Genomic DNA, 18,529 nt, shown 5'->3' on the forward strand with positions numbered 1-18,529 from the left:
TTCTTTCATCATTTCAGAGCGTTACTCGCGAGTTAAGGCTTTGCATCGAATTTAAGGAGGGTTCTGATCAAGTGGCTGATTTATTTTCCCTTCCAGTTAAAGGCTACAACTTCGTTCTTAACGTCCAAAGCTCAGGAAAAATAGGCTGGTCGACCACTTTTTTCAGATAACTTACACCTGTCGATCCACCGGTTCCCATCCGATGTCCGATGATCCGTTCTACGGTGCTCATGTGATTGAATCTCCAGAATTGTTGCTGACTGCCGATATCAACGAGTTTTTCGGCCAACTCATACAAATCCCAATATGCATGAACATCACGGTACACCGTCAGCCAAGCACTTTCAACACTATCGTTAATTCGATACGTTTCGGACCAATCCCTGTTCAAGACGGATTCATCAACAGGAAGCCCTCTTGCAGCCAAAGCTCCAATGGCCGCATCGTAAATGCTAGGCTGATTCAAAGCAGCCATCATCGTCTCGTTTAGTTCAGGCCGATGATGGAAAACCGCTAATAATTGTTGATTTTTTTGTCCGAGGGCAAACTCTATCAACCTGTTCTGAAATGATTGGAAGCCGGAGGAGTTTCCTAGTTTCTCGCGGAATTCCATATAATCCGAGGGCGTTAAGGTTGCAAGTACATTCCACGATTGAACAAGTTGCTGCTGGATCCTGACGACTCTGGATAACATCTTAATGGAAGGCTCCAAACGCCCCTCGGTGATGTGCTCCGTTGCTGCGGTCAATTCATGGAGAATCAGTTTCATCCATAATTCACTCGTTTGATGGATGATGATGAACAGCATTTCATCATGATGTCCGGATAGAAGATGCTGACTGGATAATAGTTGATTTACATGCAGGTAATCCCCATAAGACATCTCCTTAGCAAAATCAGTAACAATTCCTTCTTCCAAAGGAGGTTTATCCATCGGTCCTTTATCCATACATTTCCTCTCCCAATCACTTGCTTTTGATTTTCACCATGAATGTATAAACGATGCAAAGAAAAACCAACCAAGGAACACCGAACTGAAGAACGATTTTAAATGGGCCAGTAAACCAAGTCGATACCGTCAAAGCAAACAAAAGCAAGGCGCCAAGGATCGTTAAATACGGAAAACCTAACATGTTAACCGGTAATTTACGCCCGCCTGATTTCTCCCAGCTCTTCCTGAAATATAAATGGGAGATGAACACCATGAACCAGGTGAAAATGGCTCCGAACATCGAAATCCCCATCATGAAGGCATAGGAAGTATCAGGAAGCAGTACCTTTACAGCTGCAGCAAGAAAAATGCCCAAAGTAGAAATGAGCAAAGCTCTTGTCGGAACCCCATTTCGACTCACTTTCCGAAAAAATGCCGGCGCCTGCCTATGCTCGGCTAATGAAAATATCATCCTGGTGGAGGCATATAATTGACTATTCATTGCAGATAAAGCAGCCGTTAAAATAATGAAGTTCATGATTCCCGATGCACCAGGAATATTGAGGATCTCCATCACCCTGACAAAAGGGCTTTTATCAATTCCAGCGTCTTGCCAAGGTACAATCATCAGCATGATCCCGATTGTCAGTACATAAAAAGTTGCGAGTCTGAAAACAGTCGCCTTTAAAGCTTTCGGGACGGCAATATCAGGGTCCTTTGCTTCTCCAGCCGTTACGGCAATCAGTTCCGTTCCTAAAAAGCTGAAGAGCGAGATGAAGATGGCGACCCAAAGACCCCAGTAACCGAATGGCAGAAATCCATCGGGACCGCCGTAGTTCTCCACGCCGATTCCGCTTGCTGGCTCGGCACCGATAATCACGTACGCTCCTAATAAAATGAAGATGACGATGGCGCTTATTTTAATCATTGAAAACAGATACTCGAAATTTCCGAATGTATTGACGCTTGTTGCGTTTACAAAGATAAGCAAGGCAGCAAAAAGGAATATCCAAAGGCTTCCAGGTACGTCAGGAAACCAATATTTCATATATACCGCGATGGCACTCACTTCAACCCCAATGGCCAGGACATTCGCGATCCAATACGAATACCTCACAACAAATCCAGCAAATGGACTGATATATTTCTCGGCAATCGTCCCAAAGGATCCCGATGTTGGATGGGCTACCGTCATTTCTGCCAAACAGCCCATCAAGAGAAGGACAATGAAGGCACCTATTGCATAGCTGATCAGGACACTGGGCCCTGCTGTCGAAATCGCAAGGCCACTGCCCAGAAATAAACCGGTGCCTATTGCACACCCCATGGCAATCATGGTGATTTGATTCGATGATAATTCACGACGAAGCTTATTCTTCTCCATATGTTGCTCCCATCTTAGGCAATGATATCCCTCTTATTTTGTTCGTTTTTCGTATAACCAAGGCTCGGCTGCCTCCAGCCATCGTTCATTTGTAAATTCCTGCGCCTTCCCATGCCAACCTTACCATTCTATTAGGATCTTTTTCAATATAATCTCTTTTATTAAAAATCATCGTGTAACGATTAACTTCATTGTATTTCGGCCATATTTCCCCTTCTGGCGGATTTGGGTCCCCATATCTAGCAAAATTGAGCCAGTGATTACTTATTCTGTTTGAAACCTTATGCGCTGTTGGCCTGAAACGCTCGGAGTTGATTCGCTTCACAAGCGTGGCACCGAAAGTCCGGAAAGCGAAGGGACGTTCCAAACGAGGCATCATCCCCCTTTTACTAAAGCGAATGGCAGCGTCAAAGCGATACATCCATGTTTTTTCCAAACGGCTGTATGCCTCAGCATACAAAATGGAAGGGATAAGGTAGGTTGCATAACAGCCTATGTCAAGCAGCGCTTCCTTTTCAGGGAAGCACCAATAAGCATATTTAATCCGCTCTTTCGCCTCTGGGTCAGTGTATTTGAACATTTCATCGATCATCTCTGCATTTGTCGGGATGAAAGAGGGGACGAATAATGACATATCGTCTTGATTTGTTCCTATAAGCAACGGTATTCGTTCGGTTTTTTTGGAGCGGATCGAATCAAGTGGATATTCAGGCAAAAAGTCACCATCAACGAAAGGTCCAAACGGTAGCAAACCGGGCATAGCCTGTGAGTTCTCCTTTAACAAACGCGAGGACGCCGCGACGATATCTGCAGCTGGAAGTGTTTTCAAACGATTAATTTCATCTTTGCCAATCCCCAAGATCTGAAGGAATTTTTCACTAACTTGCCTTGCCATTCCTTTTCTGTATACAGATGTCGGGGTAGGGCTTTCCGCAATGGCCTTTTGAAAAAGTCCTCTTGCCGAAGGGACAGTCAATAAGGTCGTTACAGCATTCCCTCCAGACAATTGCCCAAAAATCGTAACATTTTCCGGATCTCCGCCAAAAACCTCTATATTTTCCTTGATCCATCTTAATGATGCCACTTGGTCGCGTAAACCTAAATTGGTTTCGAATTGGTCATCTTCTTCAGTAAAATCCAAGAATCCAAGAGCCCCTGACCTATAATTGATGCTTACTACGACCACATCTCCATTCTTAGCCATTACATGTCCATCATACTGATCGATGGACCCAGCTCCGGATATGTATGCCCCACCTGGAATCCATACCATGACGGGCCGCTTTTTATCATCAGCTCTCGGTGACCATATATTAAGGAACAAGCAATCTTCATCCATTTTTTCAGTACCTGCCCAACCGCTTGGCTGTGGTGGAATGGCACCGAATTCCACTGCATCCGATACACCACTCCATTTCTCGACCGGCTCCGGTGAGCGAAAACGCAAGGCAGCAACTGGAGCCTTCGCATACCTGACTCCGCGCCAAACGCATATATCGTTTTCCATCGTCCCCTGAAGATGCCCTTTTGTCGTCGTTACGATTGATCCTATCATTCACTCTCACCTCTCCAATTAGTTTTGGTACTTAAGTTCTTCTTTTTCGATTCCTTTATCTCCTTCATCTTTACGAAAAAAGAATATAAAGGATAAAATGCAGCTGTCCAATAGGCAAAAAAAGACCCTAACAGGCCTTTTCAGTTTGTAGACATAATATTTCGGTTATACATCCTATATTTCATTGGCTTGCCGTACGCTTCTGAGAAAACTAATTCCACTAACTTATGCCTACATAGAAAACCCGTCCTCTGACGAAGGAGGACGGGTTTTCTATGTAGGCTCAACACTTTGTTTATAGGAATCATTTTGTTGTAACGTTATCTTACGGACTTTATTTCTATCCATTTTTTATATTCAGCACTGATTACTTCCCAATTGAGTTCGTTCGTTGCATCTACCCGATAATCAGATTTGAAAAGGGTATTGCCAACACCTACCGCAAACATATCACTTGCCTTGATCGAGTCGATGCCTGCAGAGGCATCTTCAATACCGATTGATCGTTTTGGGTCAGCCGAAAGTTGTTTACATGCAGTTAGGAAAATTTCCGGATCAGGTTTTGACTTTTTCACTTTTGAAGCATCGACAACATAATCAAAAGTATCCTCTAACTGAAGTGCATTCAGAACTGTGCTTGCATTTCTCGAAACAGATGCAAGGCCAATGGGGAGTCCTGCACTTTTAATAGCGGTGATCAGCTCCACTATCCCCGGCAGGATATCTTGAGGAGTCAAATGCTTCAGAAACTGACAATAATGTTGATTCTTCTTTTCAGCCATTGTTTCTTTTTCACGTAACGTAAAGTCGTTTTGCCGATTGCCTTCTTGTAAGATCAGCTCGAGTGAAGCCATGCGGCTTACGCCTTTTAGCCTCTCGTTAAAGACCTCGTCAATATCGATGTCTACTTCTCTGGCGAGTTCCCGCCAAGCCAGGAAATGATAATGCGCTGTATCCGTTATGACCCCATCAAGGTCGAATATTACAGCATCAATCAATTTTTCATCCATTAGAACCGTCCCTTTCATTTCGAAGCAGTGCTGCTACATTTCGAGATGTTCTCTCGATATTCACAAATGCACCGCTTAGAATGTTTTCAATTGGCAGCATGGCAGGAATGGTGGGGAAAATCGCATCAAAGCCATGATCGTAAAGAGCTTCCGAACCTTCACCCACACTTCCGCAAATCGCTATCACCTTCGCTTTTCGCGGCGCACATTTAGCTACGCCCGCAGGTGCTTTTCCAAATATGGTTTGGCTATCTATTTTTCCTTCGCCGACAATCACGATATCGGCATCTTGGCAAATCTCTTTCACCTTTAAATGCTCCAGCACGAGGTCAATGCCCTTCCTTAATTGTGCTCCTGTGAATAAAAGCAGACCTGCTCCCATCCCTCCGCCTGCACCGCTACCTGGCAAGGAGGAGACATCTGTTTCCATATAGTCGCCTGCGAGCTTAAAAAACCTGCTCATCGCTTGATCCATCTCATTCAGCAAATCCATTGGCAGCCCTTTTTGTGGTCCGTAAATATAAGTTGCACCGTTATTGCCCGTTAAGGGATTATCGACATCTGCTGCCACAGTGATTCTTACAGTATCCAAACGCCGATCACGGTTCATATCAGATAATGAAGCTATACGAAAAAGATCCTTGCCGGTACCCTTCACCGGGTTTCCTTGTTCATCGGAAAATTGATAACCAAGTGCGGATGCCATGCCCACTCCTCCATCATTCGTCGAGCTGCCGCCCACTCCAATGATTAATTCCTTTGCACCCTGATCAATCGCATGAAGCATCAGTTCTCCCACACCAAAGGAAGTGGTATGTAATGGATTTCGGCTGTCTTTAGGTACAAGGTGTAATCCGCAAGCCTCCGCCATTTCAATAAAAGCGGTCTTCCCATCAATCGAGAATGCTATTTTCGCTTCTACCGGAATTCCAAGCGGACCTGTAACGGATATGCTTTTGATACGTCCCTTATGTGCGGATACGAGAGCTTTGACCGTACCTTCACCGCCGTCTGCAATCGGCAGTAAATGATACTCCGCTTTCGGGAAAATGGACAGAAATCCGGCTTGAATTGCTCTTGCCACCTCGTCTGCTGGTAAACTCTCTTTAAATGAATCTGGTGCAATGACAACTTTCATGTTTGCCTCCCATTTTATGAATGATCGCTTGCAAGAACGAACGCCTCTTCTACTAATGAAATGAAATGGGCAATTATATATATTGAAGTTCTACTTCAACTTTGTTCGTAACGAGGAATTCAGTCCCATTTAGTTCAATACATACATCATCACCCGAAACCTTCGTTATGACGGCTTGTTTGTGGGTTAGGGCTATATGTAAGCGAGATCCTTGAAACATGATCGGAAAAGCAAGTTCTGACCATTCCGATGGCAGCTTAGGGTCCAAACTTAACCGCTGATTCTTGATCGAGACATTTGCAAAACCGAAAATTGCAGCCATCCAGATGGCACCAAGGGATGCAGCATGAAGTCCCTCATCAGAGGATTGCGGATTCGGGCCCAAGTCGATTAAACAGCTCTCCTGGAAAAATTCGTATGACTTATCGATATCCCCCGCCCTTGCTGCAACTATGGCATGAATCGCTTTGCTCAGAGAAGAATCGTGGATGGTATGCTCCTCATAATAATGCAGGTTTTCAGAGATTACATCTTGTGAAAATAAATCTGGTAACAAGTAGAGCAGCATGACGACATCCGCCTGTTTTAAGATTTGCATCTCATTCACTTCTTGACGTGAATAATCCATAAGTATGCCCTGACTGCCCTGAGCTTCTTTGTACCGTGAAAGATCGATCTCAGGCTTGCTCAGAAACGTATCATCTTGAGGAATGATTTTATGATCATTAGCTTTAGGTAAATATAAACGGTTCAAAAACTCATGTCCCCGTTCCTTTAATTGATGATCATGGTCCCCGTACTTTTCCATAAAAAACAGCGCCTGCTCGACATTGAACCAAGCCATATAATTGGTGAATGCATTATTATTGACGTGCTCCGTATACTCATCCGGTCCGATGACATCTTTAATAACAAGCTGGCCAGTTTCTTCGACTGCCCGGCTGATCCAAAACCTGCTCGTTTCCTTAAGAAGCTCCAGCCCTTCCTTTTTCATGAATGTTTCGTCTAATGTATTTTGGTAGTATTTCACCACGGTATAGGCAATGTCTGCAACAATATGGTGCTCTGCCAAAGCGGAGGCCACCTTCTGCCGCTTCCCGGTTTTGATGTTAATGGCTGCAAATTCAGGTGTTTCTTCTTCACCAGTAAATGCACTTTCCCAAGGGAATAAAGCACCTTCATAACCATTGGCTGCAGCTTTTCCCATTGCCTGCTTCAATCTCAAATAACGGTAACGCAAAAGCTTTCTCGCTTTTTCCGGCTCCGTAAACAGATGGAAGGGTGTTATGAATATTTCCGTATCCCAAAAAACATGACCTTTATACCCTTCTCCCGTCAAGCCCTTTGCACCAACGCTAAACCGTTCATCATGAGCAGGTGTCATGATCTCCAGTTGATATAGAGAAAAGTCGATGGCAAGCTGGTCAAAATCCCTCGTGGATGCCACTTTGATGCGCTTTTCCTTCCAGAATTGCGCCCACTGTCCTGCCGACTTATGCAGCAAAGCATCATATCCAGCAACAGAGTAGCTTCTTAGTGCCGCTTCGCTTGCCACTTCAGGGCTTTCCCCTCTCAAATCACCATCTAAGGACGTAAATACGACTGCCATTTTTTCAAGAATGGAAGGAGTATCAACTTGAAGTTCCTGCTTAATGGTCGATAGCAACTGCCTATTTTTGGAAGCGTGAGCAATTTCGGCATTGGCTGAAAAAGTACAACATGCCGCAAGTGCGATCGTATGGCCTGATTCGGTCGTCTTATAGATCCCTTGCAGCAGGTCGCCTTCCTTAACACGAACCTTTTCTTCAATAAGATGCTGTCTTCCAAAATTGGTTTGCTGAGCATTGATTCCCGTCACGATCTTCATTTGAGCAGGTTTATCCAAAGAGGTTACCGTCAATTTAGTTGCCAGTACATGGAGGTCGTTTTTGGCAGCAAAACGTTGAAACGTAAGGCGGAAACGTGAATCAGCAGGACTTTTCCATAATATATCACGGCGCAATTCCCCGTTTTCAAGATTCAACTGACGCTTGTATGATAGGATTTCTCCCGTTAATAGAGAAAAAACCTCTCCATCAAACTCAATAGTCATGCCTACCATATCCGGCAAATTGACTAAATCCGACGGTTCATTGGCTGTGGCTTTATTATAAATCCCTGCCACATACATCCCTCTTGTTTGATCTACATAATTCTCTTCATGGGAAGCACGCAGACCAAGGTAGCCGTTTCCTGCAGTCATTAAACTAGCAAACTTATTTATATACCGCGAATCGAATGTATTTTCATCTAATTTTTTCATAGGGTTATGCTTTCACCTTTTTCAGCAGATTGATAGAGAGCTTCGACGAGTTGCATGATCAAGTAACCTTCTCTTCCATCAGCCACCATGACCTCTTTGCCAAGACATTTATCAACAAAGGCAGCCATTCCTTTCTGTAGCCTGTCTGGATCGGCTGTCTTCCTATCCAATATCGTCACTAATTCACCTTTTTGATCAGAATAGATATGGGCAGGAAACAGGGTTGCCCCCGCTTCATCCCCGAGGAATTCCACATTCATGATGGAGGTTTCTTTTATATTCAGAGCAAATGAAGTCTCGATTTGCAGCAAGCACCCGCCTTCAAGCTCAATGAATCCAAAAAGGGAATCCTCCACTTCATATTTGTTCGGATCCCATTCACCAAAAGATCCATGCGATTTTTTCGTGCCGATTTTTTGAAACATTTTTGCCGTTACCTTTTCTACTTTTGGATAACCCAATACATATAGGGCGGCATCGAGCATATGGACGCCCAAATCTATTAAAGGTCCCCCGCCTTGGGCTTCTTTGTTAGTGAAATTTCCCCAACCTGGTACACCGCTTCGGCGCAGTGCTTTTGCTTTTACAACATAAATGTCCCCAAGTACGCCTTCTGCCACTTTTTGTTGCATGATTTTAACGTCATCGGCAAAGCGATGGTGAAAATTATATGCAAGAATAAGCTTGTTTTCTTTAGCAACGTCCTGCATATGCCTTGCTTCTTGGCCTGAAATGGAAGGCGGCTTCTCGCACATAACATGACAGCCATGCTCCAAGGCCTTTATGACATGCTCATAGTGGTATTTATTGGGCGTGCAGACACTGACGATGTCCGGCTGTTCCGCTTGAAACATTTCCTCTACATCCGTATAGTATCGTGCTATTCCGTTCCGTTTCGCAAAATCTTGCGTCCGCTCGGGATTAGGGCCGACAACTGCGACAATTTCAACCTCATTCCTGGTACGGTAGTATGAAACATGGACCTTTTCTGCCATTTGCCCTCCACCAATTATCGCAATTTTCTTCTTCATCTTTAGTCAGCCCCTTTAGCCTAATGATTGCCTTAGGTAATGTAGTGCTTTCATATATTCCGCTTGCGGATCATTTCCTCTTACACGGCATTCTATCGTTAAGAAACCATCATATCCGTCTTCTTTAAGTTGATTAAAGTGACGCTTGAAGTCCAGTGAGCCGCTGCCTGGCTGAAAACGGTGGTTATCCGCCAGATGAACGTGCCGAACCAAATCCTGATTCATATGCAATGCCTCTGAAATATCATCTTCTTCAATGTTCATATGATAGAAGTCTGCGATGATTTTCACATATCTTAACTGATTTTCATCTATAAAACTTCTTGCATCTGCCAGCGTATTGATCATATGATCTTGATAGCGATTCAATGGTTCCAGAAAGATCGTTGTCCCGGTCTCTTTTGCAATCGTCTCCAAGTAAAGCAAGGATTCGGTTATGGCCTTTCTGTCTCCCTCCTGGCTTCTAGGAGAAACCATTGGCGGCAAACGGTGTGTGAACATGCCCCACGCAGCCGGAACGACAATTCCCTTCCCGCCCACTTCTTGTAGCGCTTCAAGGATTTTCTTGATTTCAGCTAATCCATTCAGTCTTCGCTCCTCGTTGAAGTCACCGATCCAACCGGTATACCCTCCGCAAGCAGTCGTTACCGGAAGCCCTGTCTTGGCAATGGCCTCCTTCACTTCGTCCAAATGGTCGACAAGCAGCTTGCCATCGATTTCAAAGCCTTCAAATCCAGCCTCTTTTAAAAATAGGAATTTCTCTTTAATATCCCTTGGAAAAAACGCCTGATCCTGTGTACCAATTTTCATTAATGTATCCTCCATTCACAAGTACATCATCATAAAACATCGCCCGCTGAAGATTCATTTTTTATAGTCGATACCCATTTTGATACTTAATTCAGGGCGCTGATCGATATATTCCATGTAGGCTTCTGCACACTGGTCAAATGTAACGATTGGTTCAATGATATCCTCACAATTTAGATAGCCATTCATCAGCAGTTCCCAGCATGTTTCTTCAATGCGCTTTCTGTTCCAGCGTGGATAATCTGGATTAGGCTCGCTTGCTGCGCGGGAGAACACTATTTTTGCATTATTGAAATGGGCTTCTCTTCCGAAATTCAACCCTTCAGGAAAGGCCTTCCCAAAGGCCACATATGAAATAATGCCGCCATACGCAATGCCCTTCAGTGCCGCTTGAAGCGCTGCCGCATTTCCACTTGTTTCAATGATCGAATCCGCCCCTATTTTGTTTGTCAGCTTCTTCACTTCATACCCTACGTCATCAATGGTTGGATCAAAACAAACATCCGCTCCGTTACGCTTTGCAATTTCCCTGCGTTGATTCAAGGGATCTACACCGACAACGATGCTCGCACCCGCTTTTTTTGCTAGTTGGATAGCCAGTTGGCCAATGGCACCCAGCCCGACCACAACGACGTAATCACCTGCGCGTACATTGGCATCGCGTACACCACTCATGGCAAATTGTGCGGGATCATAGCAAACGGCATTTTGCCATTTTGCCCCCTCTGGCATCTTACGTAAACGATGATTATCTACCGCATTTACAATGACTGTTTCCATGATGGGTCCATACGTACAAACCGTATCTCCTACCTGGTATCCCGTCACATTCGTTCCCATTTCAATGATTCGGCCTACAACCATATTCCCAAGCTGGAATTCCCCAAATACGATCCCTTTAGACGAGCCTTCTTCCCTTGGCATGAACATCCGCCACTCTTCAGAAAAATCCTCATCCATGAAAGGTGTCATCCCGCGAAAGTCGATCACTTCAGTGCCATGTTTAGGTGAGGCGAACTGCACGTCTATTTTCACTTCATTTGGCTTGGTGGAAATTTCTTCATAATCTACCAATGCTGCCACTCTTGGTTTTACCGCAACTAGTTTCTTCATCTTATATACCTTCTCTCGTTAATTTGAATTTTTTTCAATTATCCTTTGACTCCGCCTTCGGTCACGTTTCCTTTTATGAAGTGCTCAGAGATTGCGTACATCGCTACAACTGGAAGTGCCGTTATAAGCGAGGCGGCCATCATTCTTCCCCAAATATAATCCGGGGTACTGAACAAGGCATTCAAACCGATTGGGAGCGTGAAGTTAACAGAGTCCGACAGGAATATCGATGCGAACAAGTAATCATTCCAGGCGACCATAAATGAATAGACAAAAACGGATATGATCCCTGATAGAGCTAGTGGGATGATAATATAGAAAATGATTTGGATACGGTTCAACCCGTCAATCATCGCTGCTTCCTCTAAATCATCCGGAATGGTGTCAAAATAGCTTTTTAACATAAAGATCGATGTTGGAAGCGTTTGAACGATCATCGTAATGATCAGTGCTGTTTTCGTATCATACAAACCGAGACCGGATATGATCTTAAATAACGGAACGACAAGCAAAATCCCAGACAGCATATACACGGTATAGAAGCTTGCATTAATGGTCGTTTTTCCGATAAAGTTCAATTTCGAAAGGGCGTAGGCCCCGAAAATGCCAATTAAAACTGACAGCAACGCTGCTGTGAGGGCCACTGTTAAACTATTTTTAAAATAAGCCAAGAAAGGAAAGATATCCGGATTGAAGATATCCAAATAATGCTGAAATGTCCAATCCTTCGGAAAAAAGGTTGGGTCAGTGGCAACCGCTTCCTTGGAATTCTTGAATGAAGTCATCAGCATGATGAAAAATGGGAATAGGGAAACGACCAATAAGGCGATCAGCCCAGTATAAAAACCGATTTTCCTTGCTGTTTTATTCTTTTTACTGCTAGCCATTGCCATTGAATTTCACCCGCTTTCTTGATGCTATTATTACGATGGAAAGGATAATGAATAGAATGACAGAGATGGATGCGGCCTTACCAAGGTCATTAAAGGCAAATGCCGTTTCGTATAAGTAAATACCGATGATGTTCACTTTGTTCGTTAACAGATATACATCTGTGAACATATAGAATAACCAGATGGAACGAAGTGTTATAATCGTTATCAGCACTGGCATGATCGCCGGGATGGTCACACTCTTGAACTTCTCCCAGGTCGAAGCCCCATCGATTTCCGCCGCTTCATATAAACTCGAATCCACCGTCTGCAGGATTGCCAGGAATGAGATGAATGCATAAGGGAAGTATCTCCATATAGCAAAAAGCACGACTAGTATGAAGCTGCTGACAGGATTGTCAAACCATAGAGGTGCTTTATCAAATAAATGAAACACGTCCACTCCTAGATGATTTATGACGCCATATCCATTATTGAACATGTACTTCCAGGCAAACACCAAGGAAATCGAGGGGGTTACATAAGAAAGAATGATCAATGACCGAGCTGCTTTACGGAATTTGAAGGGGCGATTAAAGAAAATCGCCACGGCCAACCCCAGTGCCGTACTCCCTGCCACCGCCAGTATCATGTATAAAACTGTAATTCCTAAAGATTTAATGAATTCGACATCAGTCAGTATGTCCGTATAGTTTTTTAACCCCACGAACGTTGCGTCTAACCTTGGGTTGATTGGTAAATCAAAGAAACTAATCTTTATGTTGGATATCATTGGATATGCCACAAGCAAAAGCACTAAAAAGACACTTGGGAAAAGCAGTACCATTGCCAACTTCATATCCGATTTGCCTCTGTTTTTCATGTTCATGACCCCCTGAATACATACCGTTTTTCCCCTATGAGATGTCCAAGACCCAATGAACCTTTATCTCGGCCTTGGACATATTTATTAAAATAGAGGGGCCTGCGTTATGTTAATGCCTTTCCTTGAATCTTATTTGCTTAAGACGTCCTTGATTTTCTTTTCAGCGGTTTTAAGTTCACTATCGACGCTTTTTCCGCCAACCGTAATATCATTCACTAATTTAGATATAGCGCCTGAGCTCGTTATATCACCCATTTTCACGTAGTTTTTCTCGCCGACGAGTCCAAACACTTGGATGTCGTTAAATGATGTGGCAATTTCCGTCGATAAATCCCCGAAGGATTTCACCACTTCATTTTGTTGATAGACAGCGTTTTCTGTTACCGCTTTATTGACTGGCTGCGCACCGCCTGGTGACATCAATACCCAATCTGTCATATTTTCCGGCTCGGACAAAAACGCCGTGAATTTTTCTGCCGCTTGTTTTTGTGCATCTTCCAAACCAGAGGAAATGGTGATTGCCGAGACCGTACCGTACACTGCTTTTGTTTTTTGTTGCGGAATCGCAAAACCGATATTGTCCGCATCACCTTCTGCATGTACCGAAGGCAGGATATAAGTAGAATATACAGCCATTGGCGTCGTTCCATTCATGAATGCATCTTTAACCTCAGTGGTATCATTTGAACCTGGCATCGTATATTTGGCGAGTTCTTTATAATAGGTTAGTGCTTCTTTCATCGCCTTTTTATTCATATCCAGCTTTCCTTTGCCATCAAGTACATTCGCATTGTTCGATAGTGCAAATTGAGAGAATGCTTGCTCCGAGAATCCTCCTTCAACGGTTGGCAAGCCGATGCCGTACTTTTTACTGCCGCTGTCCGTAAATGCCTTTGCGACCTTCAGTACATCATCCCAGGTTTTCGGCTCGTCAAAACCTTTGGAGGCCAGCATTTCTTTATTGAACCATATTCCTTGTACCCAGCCACTTATCGGAATACCGGTATAACCGTTTCCATCTTCTGGTGTCATTAGTTTTAAAGCACCTTCATAGAAGTCCGCTTTACCCGCTTCATCAAGTGTTTTGGTAACGGCTTCTTTATCGATGAGCTGTTCTTTATCCATTACTTTTGCATAATCCTGTCCAACTTCAAGGACTGCAGGGAGTTTTCCGGCGCTTGCTAACGTGATGATTTTTGTATTATATGAATCTTCTTGAACTGGAATTTGCTTGATTTTTATGTTCGGGTTTTCCTTTTCGAATTTATCGACCAGCTTGTTGATCACCGCAAGCCGCTCCTGTTCAACGGAGGAATGCATAAACTCGATCGTTACATTCTCATCTGCTCCTGCTTTGTTGTTTCCACCGCTGCAAGCTGATAAAGTCATGCATAAAAGGAAGATCAATGCTACACTCATGATTTTGAATTTCACAGTTTTACCTCCTAGTTAATTGATTTCAACCAAAGGAATTGATAGGGATCTAGTGTTATAGTATCGACGAAAGTCATTTCTTCCCCAGTGATTATATTGACAAATTCACCCGAAAATTGAAAATCAACCTGTTCGTTCGCAATATTATGAATAATGGTAAGACTATTTTGGGAGTCATAGCCTCTTTTAAGGGCAAATATTTTTTCTCCTTTATCCAAAACTTCCATAGGGACATCTGGATGAAATAACGCTTCCGCTTTTCTTGTTTGAATGATGTTCGTTAATTCCCGATATATCTTGCTTCGCAGCGTGCCAGGTTTTGTCAGCTCCGTTTCAATTTCATCCAAACCATACTTTTGACGATTAATGGAACGGTTCATTCCTGTTTTGACAACACCATCATAATCATTTCGGGACCCTAATATACTTTGGATGTATATCGCCGGCACTCCCTGAAGTGATAGTAAAATGGAATGTGCCGATAAGAAGCGTTTCATCCTTAGGTCATCATCATCCGCACGTTTATTCAACGCGTCCAAGTAAGTCACATTTACCTCATATGGACTTTGTGTGTTATCCGGATTTTTCTTATAGTTCACCTTTGCCCCCTCTTCTTTTAGATCAGATACAAGAGCAAGAATTTCTTCTTCCGGGATGATGCCGCGAATCGGATTCAAGCCAATGCCGTCGTGGGAAGCAAGGAAATTAAAGAAGGTTGTCTCATCGCCTGCTGGCTGAAGATTCCTTGCCCAGTTCGTAAGAGCGCTCCCATCACCGCGGTTGATCGTATATAGCACAAGCGGAGGTAGGGGAAATTGATAAACCATATGTGCTTCATCGCTTCCATTGCCGAAATATGAAATATTATCCTTATGAGGTACATTTGTTTCCGTGATGATTACTGTCCCTTTCGCCACTTCCTCAACGATATCACGGAATAGTTTGATGATTTGGTGTGTTTTTTCCAAATGGATACATGTAGTTCCAATTTCTTTCCACATGAATCCTACCGCATCGAGCCGGATGTATTCCGCACCGTGTTCAATATAAAATAGTAGGACATCGATCATTTTCAATAAGACATTCGGATTTTTGAAGTTCAAATCAATTTGGTCTTCACTGAACGTCGTCCAAATATATCTTTCTGAACCATCCTCCATTTTAAACTTGGTGAGAACTGGAGTGGATCTTGGTCTCGTTACTGCACTCAAATCTGTGTCAGGTTCCATCTCTGTAAAAAAGTCAGCATACTCGGGGCTGCCTTTTATGTATTCTTTAAACCAATCACTTTGTGCCGAAATATGATTGCACACATAATCAAACATGATTCTAGTTTTCTTGGATAGTTTTTCTACATCTTCCCAATCTCCTGCTATTGGATTGACCTTCTTATAATCGATGACCGAAAAACCATCGTCTGATGAATAAGGGTAAAAGGGTAGAAGATGGACAATTTCGAAATTGTCTGCCAAATAACGGTCAAATACCTTCTCAAAAGTCGCCAGTGCAGGCTTTCCTTCTTCCTGAAATTGATCCGAATAGGTAATTAATACAAGATCTTTTTCATCCCATCTTTGTTTTCGTTCTTTAGTATGTGTTTGTTTTGCTTTTAGAAGCTTCTCTTTCAAACTAGTCCATATCTTTTGAGCATCAGTTTCCCCATATATGGCAGTCAGTCTTTGTTTTATATATTTCATATACGCCTCCTCCTTGGAACCGTTTCCATAAATTAATTTTGTTTGTGGTACCGCTCCCACAAACAAAATATAATACAGTAAGCGCTTTCTGTCAACGAAAACCAAACAATGAATTTTTGCTTTATTTACAATTTACTTATATGTGCGAAAATGAACTTTCTCTGCCTGCTAGCTCTCCAGTTTTAAAATTTCTATTGCCAGCATCACATTTCGCCCATATAATTTACCCTATGAAACCGCTATCTTTTACATATATCACCCAAATTCACTATGAACCTTTAAAATCCAAAAGAAAAGATCATACAAAACCTTACCAGGAAGGGGAGAACAATAGTGGGACACACTATCTACGATATCGCCCGTGTTGCAATGGTTTCAAAATCCACCGTGTCACGCGTTCTCAACAATCAAAGCAACATTTCAGAAGAATCGCGTGAACGCGTCTTAAAAGCAATTGAACAACTGAACTACCATCCAAGCAAATTAGCCAGGGGCCTTTCCGCAGGATTTGATGCCATCATGGTACTATCTCGTTCCACCAAGACTACCGCCAATAATCCATTTTTCTCTGAAATTATCCATGCCATATCAACCAATGCCGAAGACAAAAACTTCGATGTAATTTTACAGACTTCGAAAAACAGCCAGGACGAACTTCAAAAATGCATCAGGAAAATAAATGAAAAATTCATAAAAGGGATCATTATGCTAAGTTCTCCAGCAAATGAGAACTTTTTCCAACAGATAGATCCATTTAATATCCCTATAGTAGTCATTGGTAAGGTTGAGGGAGATTATAAAAATGTTTTTTCTGTAGACACGAATAACTACAGTGACAGCTATGATTTGACGCAATACTTGATTGATAATGGACATCACGATATTGCCTGCTTGCATTCTCCACTGGATTATCATGTATCCATCGATCGCTTGGAAGGATATATTTCATGTATGAAAGCAAATGGCCTCCCACTAAAGGATGAATGGGTTGCAAATAGTGGCTATACCATTGATGCCGCTCACCAGTCAGTCGAAAAAATGCTCGGAAATAATCGGCCAACGGCCATTTTTGCCACGGATGATCTTAAAGTGATGAGTATCTACAAGATGGCAGCGGAAAATGGAATTTCAATTCCAAAAGACCTATCCATTGTAGGGTACAGCAATTCGAATTTACACCCGTTCCTTTCGCCATCTTTGACTTGTAAAGAAATTCCCGTGAGGAAATTAGGCGATGTTGCAACACAAATTCTTTTTGCAAAGATACAAAACGATCCAAATCCGTTGCCGCATTCGATTATTCCAACCGAAACCATCATCCAAAATTCCGTAGCCGAGATTTGAATGATGGAGTTTCCAGGACGAACCTTTGCAAGGAATGCAAGGCATTATAATGACATCCAAAAGACCGTCCTCCTTAATTGGGGGACGGTCTTTTGCCTGAGAAATCGATGAAAACCGAGCTTGTCTACATTTTTTTATGGCTTATCTAAAATCGTTCCGTTTACTCTAGTTCATTTCGTATTATTTCAATATTTTTCTCATGGCACTCTTTAGTAAAAGCTGATTGGTAACTCATTTCTTTCCCTAGTTGGTCAATTGATTGACTATCACTATTTTTTACAGATTCAATGAGTCGGTTTATATATTCCCGAGCTAACTCTATCCTTCTATTCATTTCATCTTTATTTTCTGTCGATTGTCCATGTCCAGGTACAAGCACACTAATAACATGGTTCTTTAAGATTTTTTCTGCCTTCAATAGGGTGTTTATATAGGCGTTAGCACCATCAAACAGATAAGGTAACTCAAATTCAGATAAATAGTCTCCAGTAATCCATATGCCTTGTGGTTCAATTATTGCAAATAATCCATCATGAGTATGACCAGGTGAAAGATAAAAAGTAATTAATGTATTCCCTATTTCAAGTTGCTGTCCATCTTCTTTAATGACTATATCAATAGTTGGAAATTCGATTGGATACGGTCTATCGATGTAATATTCATTATCAAAGTTATTAATTAAATCAAGTTTGTATTGCTTATTGGGATGGTCCAACATCCCTATGCTTCCTATTACTTTTGCATCTGGAAATGCTCCATATCCAATAATATGGTCAAAATCACCATGCGTAAATAACAAATATAGTTCTCTTCCATTTCGGATTTGTTCTACATCTGATTTAATTTCATTTATTTCATGTGGTAGCCATGTCGGATCTGTTATTAGTATAAACTCATCGGCTTCAAACACATTACTAGTAGTTTTCCATAAGGAACTTTGATAAACAGTTAAATTATTTTTCTTGAATTGTATCATAATTACCCTCCTCATTAGATAAAGTATCTTTCTGTACCTTAAGTCA

General features: G+C 42.5%; 15 protein-coding genes. 1 reads left to right on the forward strand and 14 read right to left on the reverse strand.

The features are described 5' to 3' along the window. Positions 1 to 103 precede the first annotated feature (103 nt). The 13 genes from kynA to ASU00_RS05155 form a co-directional block, all read right to left on the reverse strand. On the reverse strand, positions 104 to 949 hold the full coding sequence (kynA, locus tag ASU00_RS05095) for a tryptophan 2,3-dioxygenase (protein WP_057912366.1): 846 nt from the start codon (positions 947 to 949) through the stop codon (positions 104 to 106). Between the two features lie 16 nt (positions 950 to 965). Next, on the reverse strand, positions 966 to 2,315 hold the full coding sequence (locus ASU00_RS05100) for an amino acid permease (protein WP_057912367.1): 1,350 nt from the start codon (positions 2,313 to 2,315) through the stop codon (positions 966 to 968). Between the two features lie 85 nt (positions 2,316 to 2,400). Further along, a complete protein-coding gene (locus ASU00_RS05105) occupies positions 2,401 to 3,870 on the reverse strand; it encodes a carboxylesterase/lipase family protein (RefSeq protein ID WP_057912368.1) in 1,470 nt (489 codons plus the stop codon). A 320-nt stretch (positions 3,871 to 4,190) separates the two neighbouring features. After that, complete coding sequence (gene pgmB, locus ASU00_RS05110; protein ID WP_236712591.1) at positions 4,191 to 4,880, reverse strand: beta-phosphoglucomutase; 690 nt, start codon at positions 4,878 to 4,880, stop codon at positions 4,191 to 4,193. Next, positions 4,873 to 6,018 carry a glycerate kinase gene (locus tag ASU00_RS05115; RefSeq protein WP_057912370.1) on the reverse strand — a complete coding sequence of 382 codons (1,146 nt, stop codon included), beginning with the start codon at positions 6,016 to 6,018 and terminating at the stop codon, positions 4,873 to 4,875. The genes pgmB and ASU00_RS05115 overlap by 8 nt, the downstream gene beginning before the upstream one ends. A 73-nt stretch (positions 6,019 to 6,091) precedes the next feature. Further along, a complete protein-coding gene (locus tag ASU00_RS05120) occupies positions 6,092 to 8,320 on the reverse strand; it encodes a glycoside hydrolase family 65 protein (protein WP_057912371.1) in 2,229 nt (742 codons plus the stop codon). Further along, positions 8,317 to 9,351: a Gfo/Idh/MocA family protein gene (locus ASU00_RS05125; protein WP_057912372.1), complete on the reverse strand. Its 1,035-nt coding sequence runs from the start codon at positions 9,349 to 9,351 to the stop codon at positions 8,317 to 8,319. The genes ASU00_RS05120 and ASU00_RS05125 overlap by 4 nt, the downstream gene beginning before the upstream one ends. A 15-nt stretch (positions 9,352 to 9,366) precedes the next feature. After that, positions 9,367 to 10,161 (reverse strand): sugar phosphate isomerase/epimerase family protein, encoded by a 795-nt coding sequence (locus tag ASU00_RS05130; protein WP_057912373.1) that lies wholly within the window; start codon positions 10,159 to 10,161, stop codon positions 9,367 to 9,369. Between the two features lie 54 nt (positions 10,162 to 10,215). Then, positions 10,216 to 11,274, reverse strand: a complete 1,059-nt coding sequence (locus ASU00_RS05135; RefSeq protein ID WP_057912374.1) for a zinc-dependent alcohol dehydrogenase — start codon at positions 11,272 to 11,274, stop codon at positions 10,216 to 10,218. 38 nt (positions 11,275 to 11,312) lie between these two features. Then, complete coding sequence (locus ASU00_RS05140; protein ID WP_057912637.1) at positions 11,313 to 12,161, reverse strand: carbohydrate ABC transporter permease; 849 nt, start codon at positions 12,159 to 12,161, stop codon at positions 11,313 to 11,315. After that, positions 12,154 to 13,029 (reverse strand): carbohydrate ABC transporter permease, encoded by an 876-nt coding sequence (locus tag ASU00_RS05145; RefSeq protein ID WP_152983684.1) that lies wholly within the window; start codon positions 13,027 to 13,029, stop codon positions 12,154 to 12,156. Before ASU00_RS05145 ends, ASU00_RS05140 begins: the two co-directional genes overlap by 8 nt. A 132-nt stretch (positions 13,030 to 13,161) precedes the next feature. After that, positions 13,162 to 14,451 carry an ABC transporter substrate-binding protein gene (locus tag ASU00_RS05150; RefSeq protein WP_057912638.1) on the reverse strand — a complete coding sequence of 430 codons (1,290 nt, stop codon included), beginning with the start codon at positions 14,449 to 14,451 and terminating at the stop codon, positions 13,162 to 13,164. Between the two features lie 26 nt (positions 14,452 to 14,477). Next, on the reverse strand, positions 14,478 to 16,163 hold the full coding sequence (locus tag ASU00_RS05155) for a sugar phosphorylase (RefSeq protein WP_057912376.1): 1,686 nt from the start codon (positions 16,161 to 16,163) through the stop codon (positions 14,478 to 14,480). Between the two features lie 333 nt (positions 16,164 to 16,496). Between ASU00_RS05155 and ASU00_RS05160 the strand changes: the two genes are divergently transcribed. Next, positions 16,497 to 17,507: a LacI family DNA-binding transcriptional regulator gene (locus tag ASU00_RS05160; RefSeq protein WP_152983685.1), complete on the forward strand. Its 1,011-nt coding sequence runs from the start codon at positions 16,497 to 16,499 to the stop codon at positions 17,505 to 17,507. Between the two features lie 160 nt (positions 17,508 to 17,667). Here the strand turns inward: ASU00_RS05160 and ASU00_RS05165 are convergent, their stop codons facing one another. Further along, the gene (locus tag ASU00_RS05165) at positions 17,668 to 18,483 is read right to left on the reverse strand and encodes an MBL fold metallo-hydrolase (protein WP_057912377.1); all 816 of its coding nucleotides are present in this window, start codon (positions 18,481 to 18,483) and stop codon (positions 17,668 to 17,670) included. Positions 18,484 to 18,529 lie beyond the last annotated feature (46 nt).

The organism is Peribacillus muralis, assembly GCF_001439925.1.
GTDB classification, from domain to species: Bacteria; Bacillota; Bacilli; order Bacillales; family DSM-1321; genus Peribacillus; species Peribacillus muralis.

Coding starts and splice junctions, on each gene's coding strand:
- ASU00_RS05130 (WP_057912373.1), bottom strand. CDS start 10,161: ATGAAAATTGGTACACAGGATCAGGCGTTTTTTCCAAGGGATATTAAA.
- ASU00_RS05155 (WP_057912376.1), bottom strand. CDS start 16,163: ATGAAATATATAAAACAAAGACTGACTGCCATATATGGGGAAACTGAT.
- ASU00_RS05115 (WP_057912370.1), bottom strand. CDS start 6,018: ATGAAAGTTGTCATTGCACCAGATTCATTTAAAGAGAGTTTACCAGCA.
- ASU00_RS05150 (WP_057912638.1), bottom strand. CDS start 14,451: ATGAGTGTAGCATTGATCTTCCTTTTATGCATGACTTTATCAGCTTGC.
- ASU00_RS05145 (WP_152983684.1), bottom strand. CDS start 13,029: ATGAAAAACAGAGGCAAATCGGATATGAAGTTGGCAATGGTACTGCTT.
- ASU00_RS05120 (WP_057912371.1), bottom strand. CDS start 8,320: ATGAAAAAATTAGATGAAAATACATTCGATTCGCGGTATATAAATAAG.
- kynA (WP_057912366.1), bottom strand. CDS start 949: ATGGATAAAGGACCGATGGATAAACCTCCTTTGGAAGAAGGAATTGTT.
- ASU00_RS05140 (WP_057912637.1), bottom strand. CDS start 12,161: ATGGCTAGCAGTAAAAAGAATAAAACAGCAAGGAAAATCGGTTTTTAT.
- ASU00_RS05105 (WP_057912368.1), bottom strand. CDS start 3,870: ATGATAGGATCAATCGTAACGACGACAAAAGGGCATCTTCAGGGGACG.
- ASU00_RS05165 (WP_057912377.1), bottom strand. CDS start 18,483: ATGATACAATTCAAGAAAAATAATTTAACTGTTTATCAAAGTTCCTTA.
- pgmB (WP_236712591.1), bottom strand. CDS start 4,880: ATGGATGAAAAATTGATTGATGCTGTAATATTCGACCTTGATGGGGTC.
- ASU00_RS05100 (WP_057912367.1), bottom strand. CDS start 2,315: ATGGAGAAGAATAAGCTTCGTCGTGAATTATCATCGAATCAAATCACC.
- ASU00_RS05135 (WP_057912374.1), bottom strand. CDS start 11,274: ATGAAGAAACTAGTTGCGGTAAAACCAAGAGTGGCAGCATTGGTAGAT.
- ASU00_RS05125 (WP_057912372.1), bottom strand. CDS start 9,351: ATGAAGAAGAAAATTGCGATAATTGGTGGAGGGCAAATGGCAGAAAAG.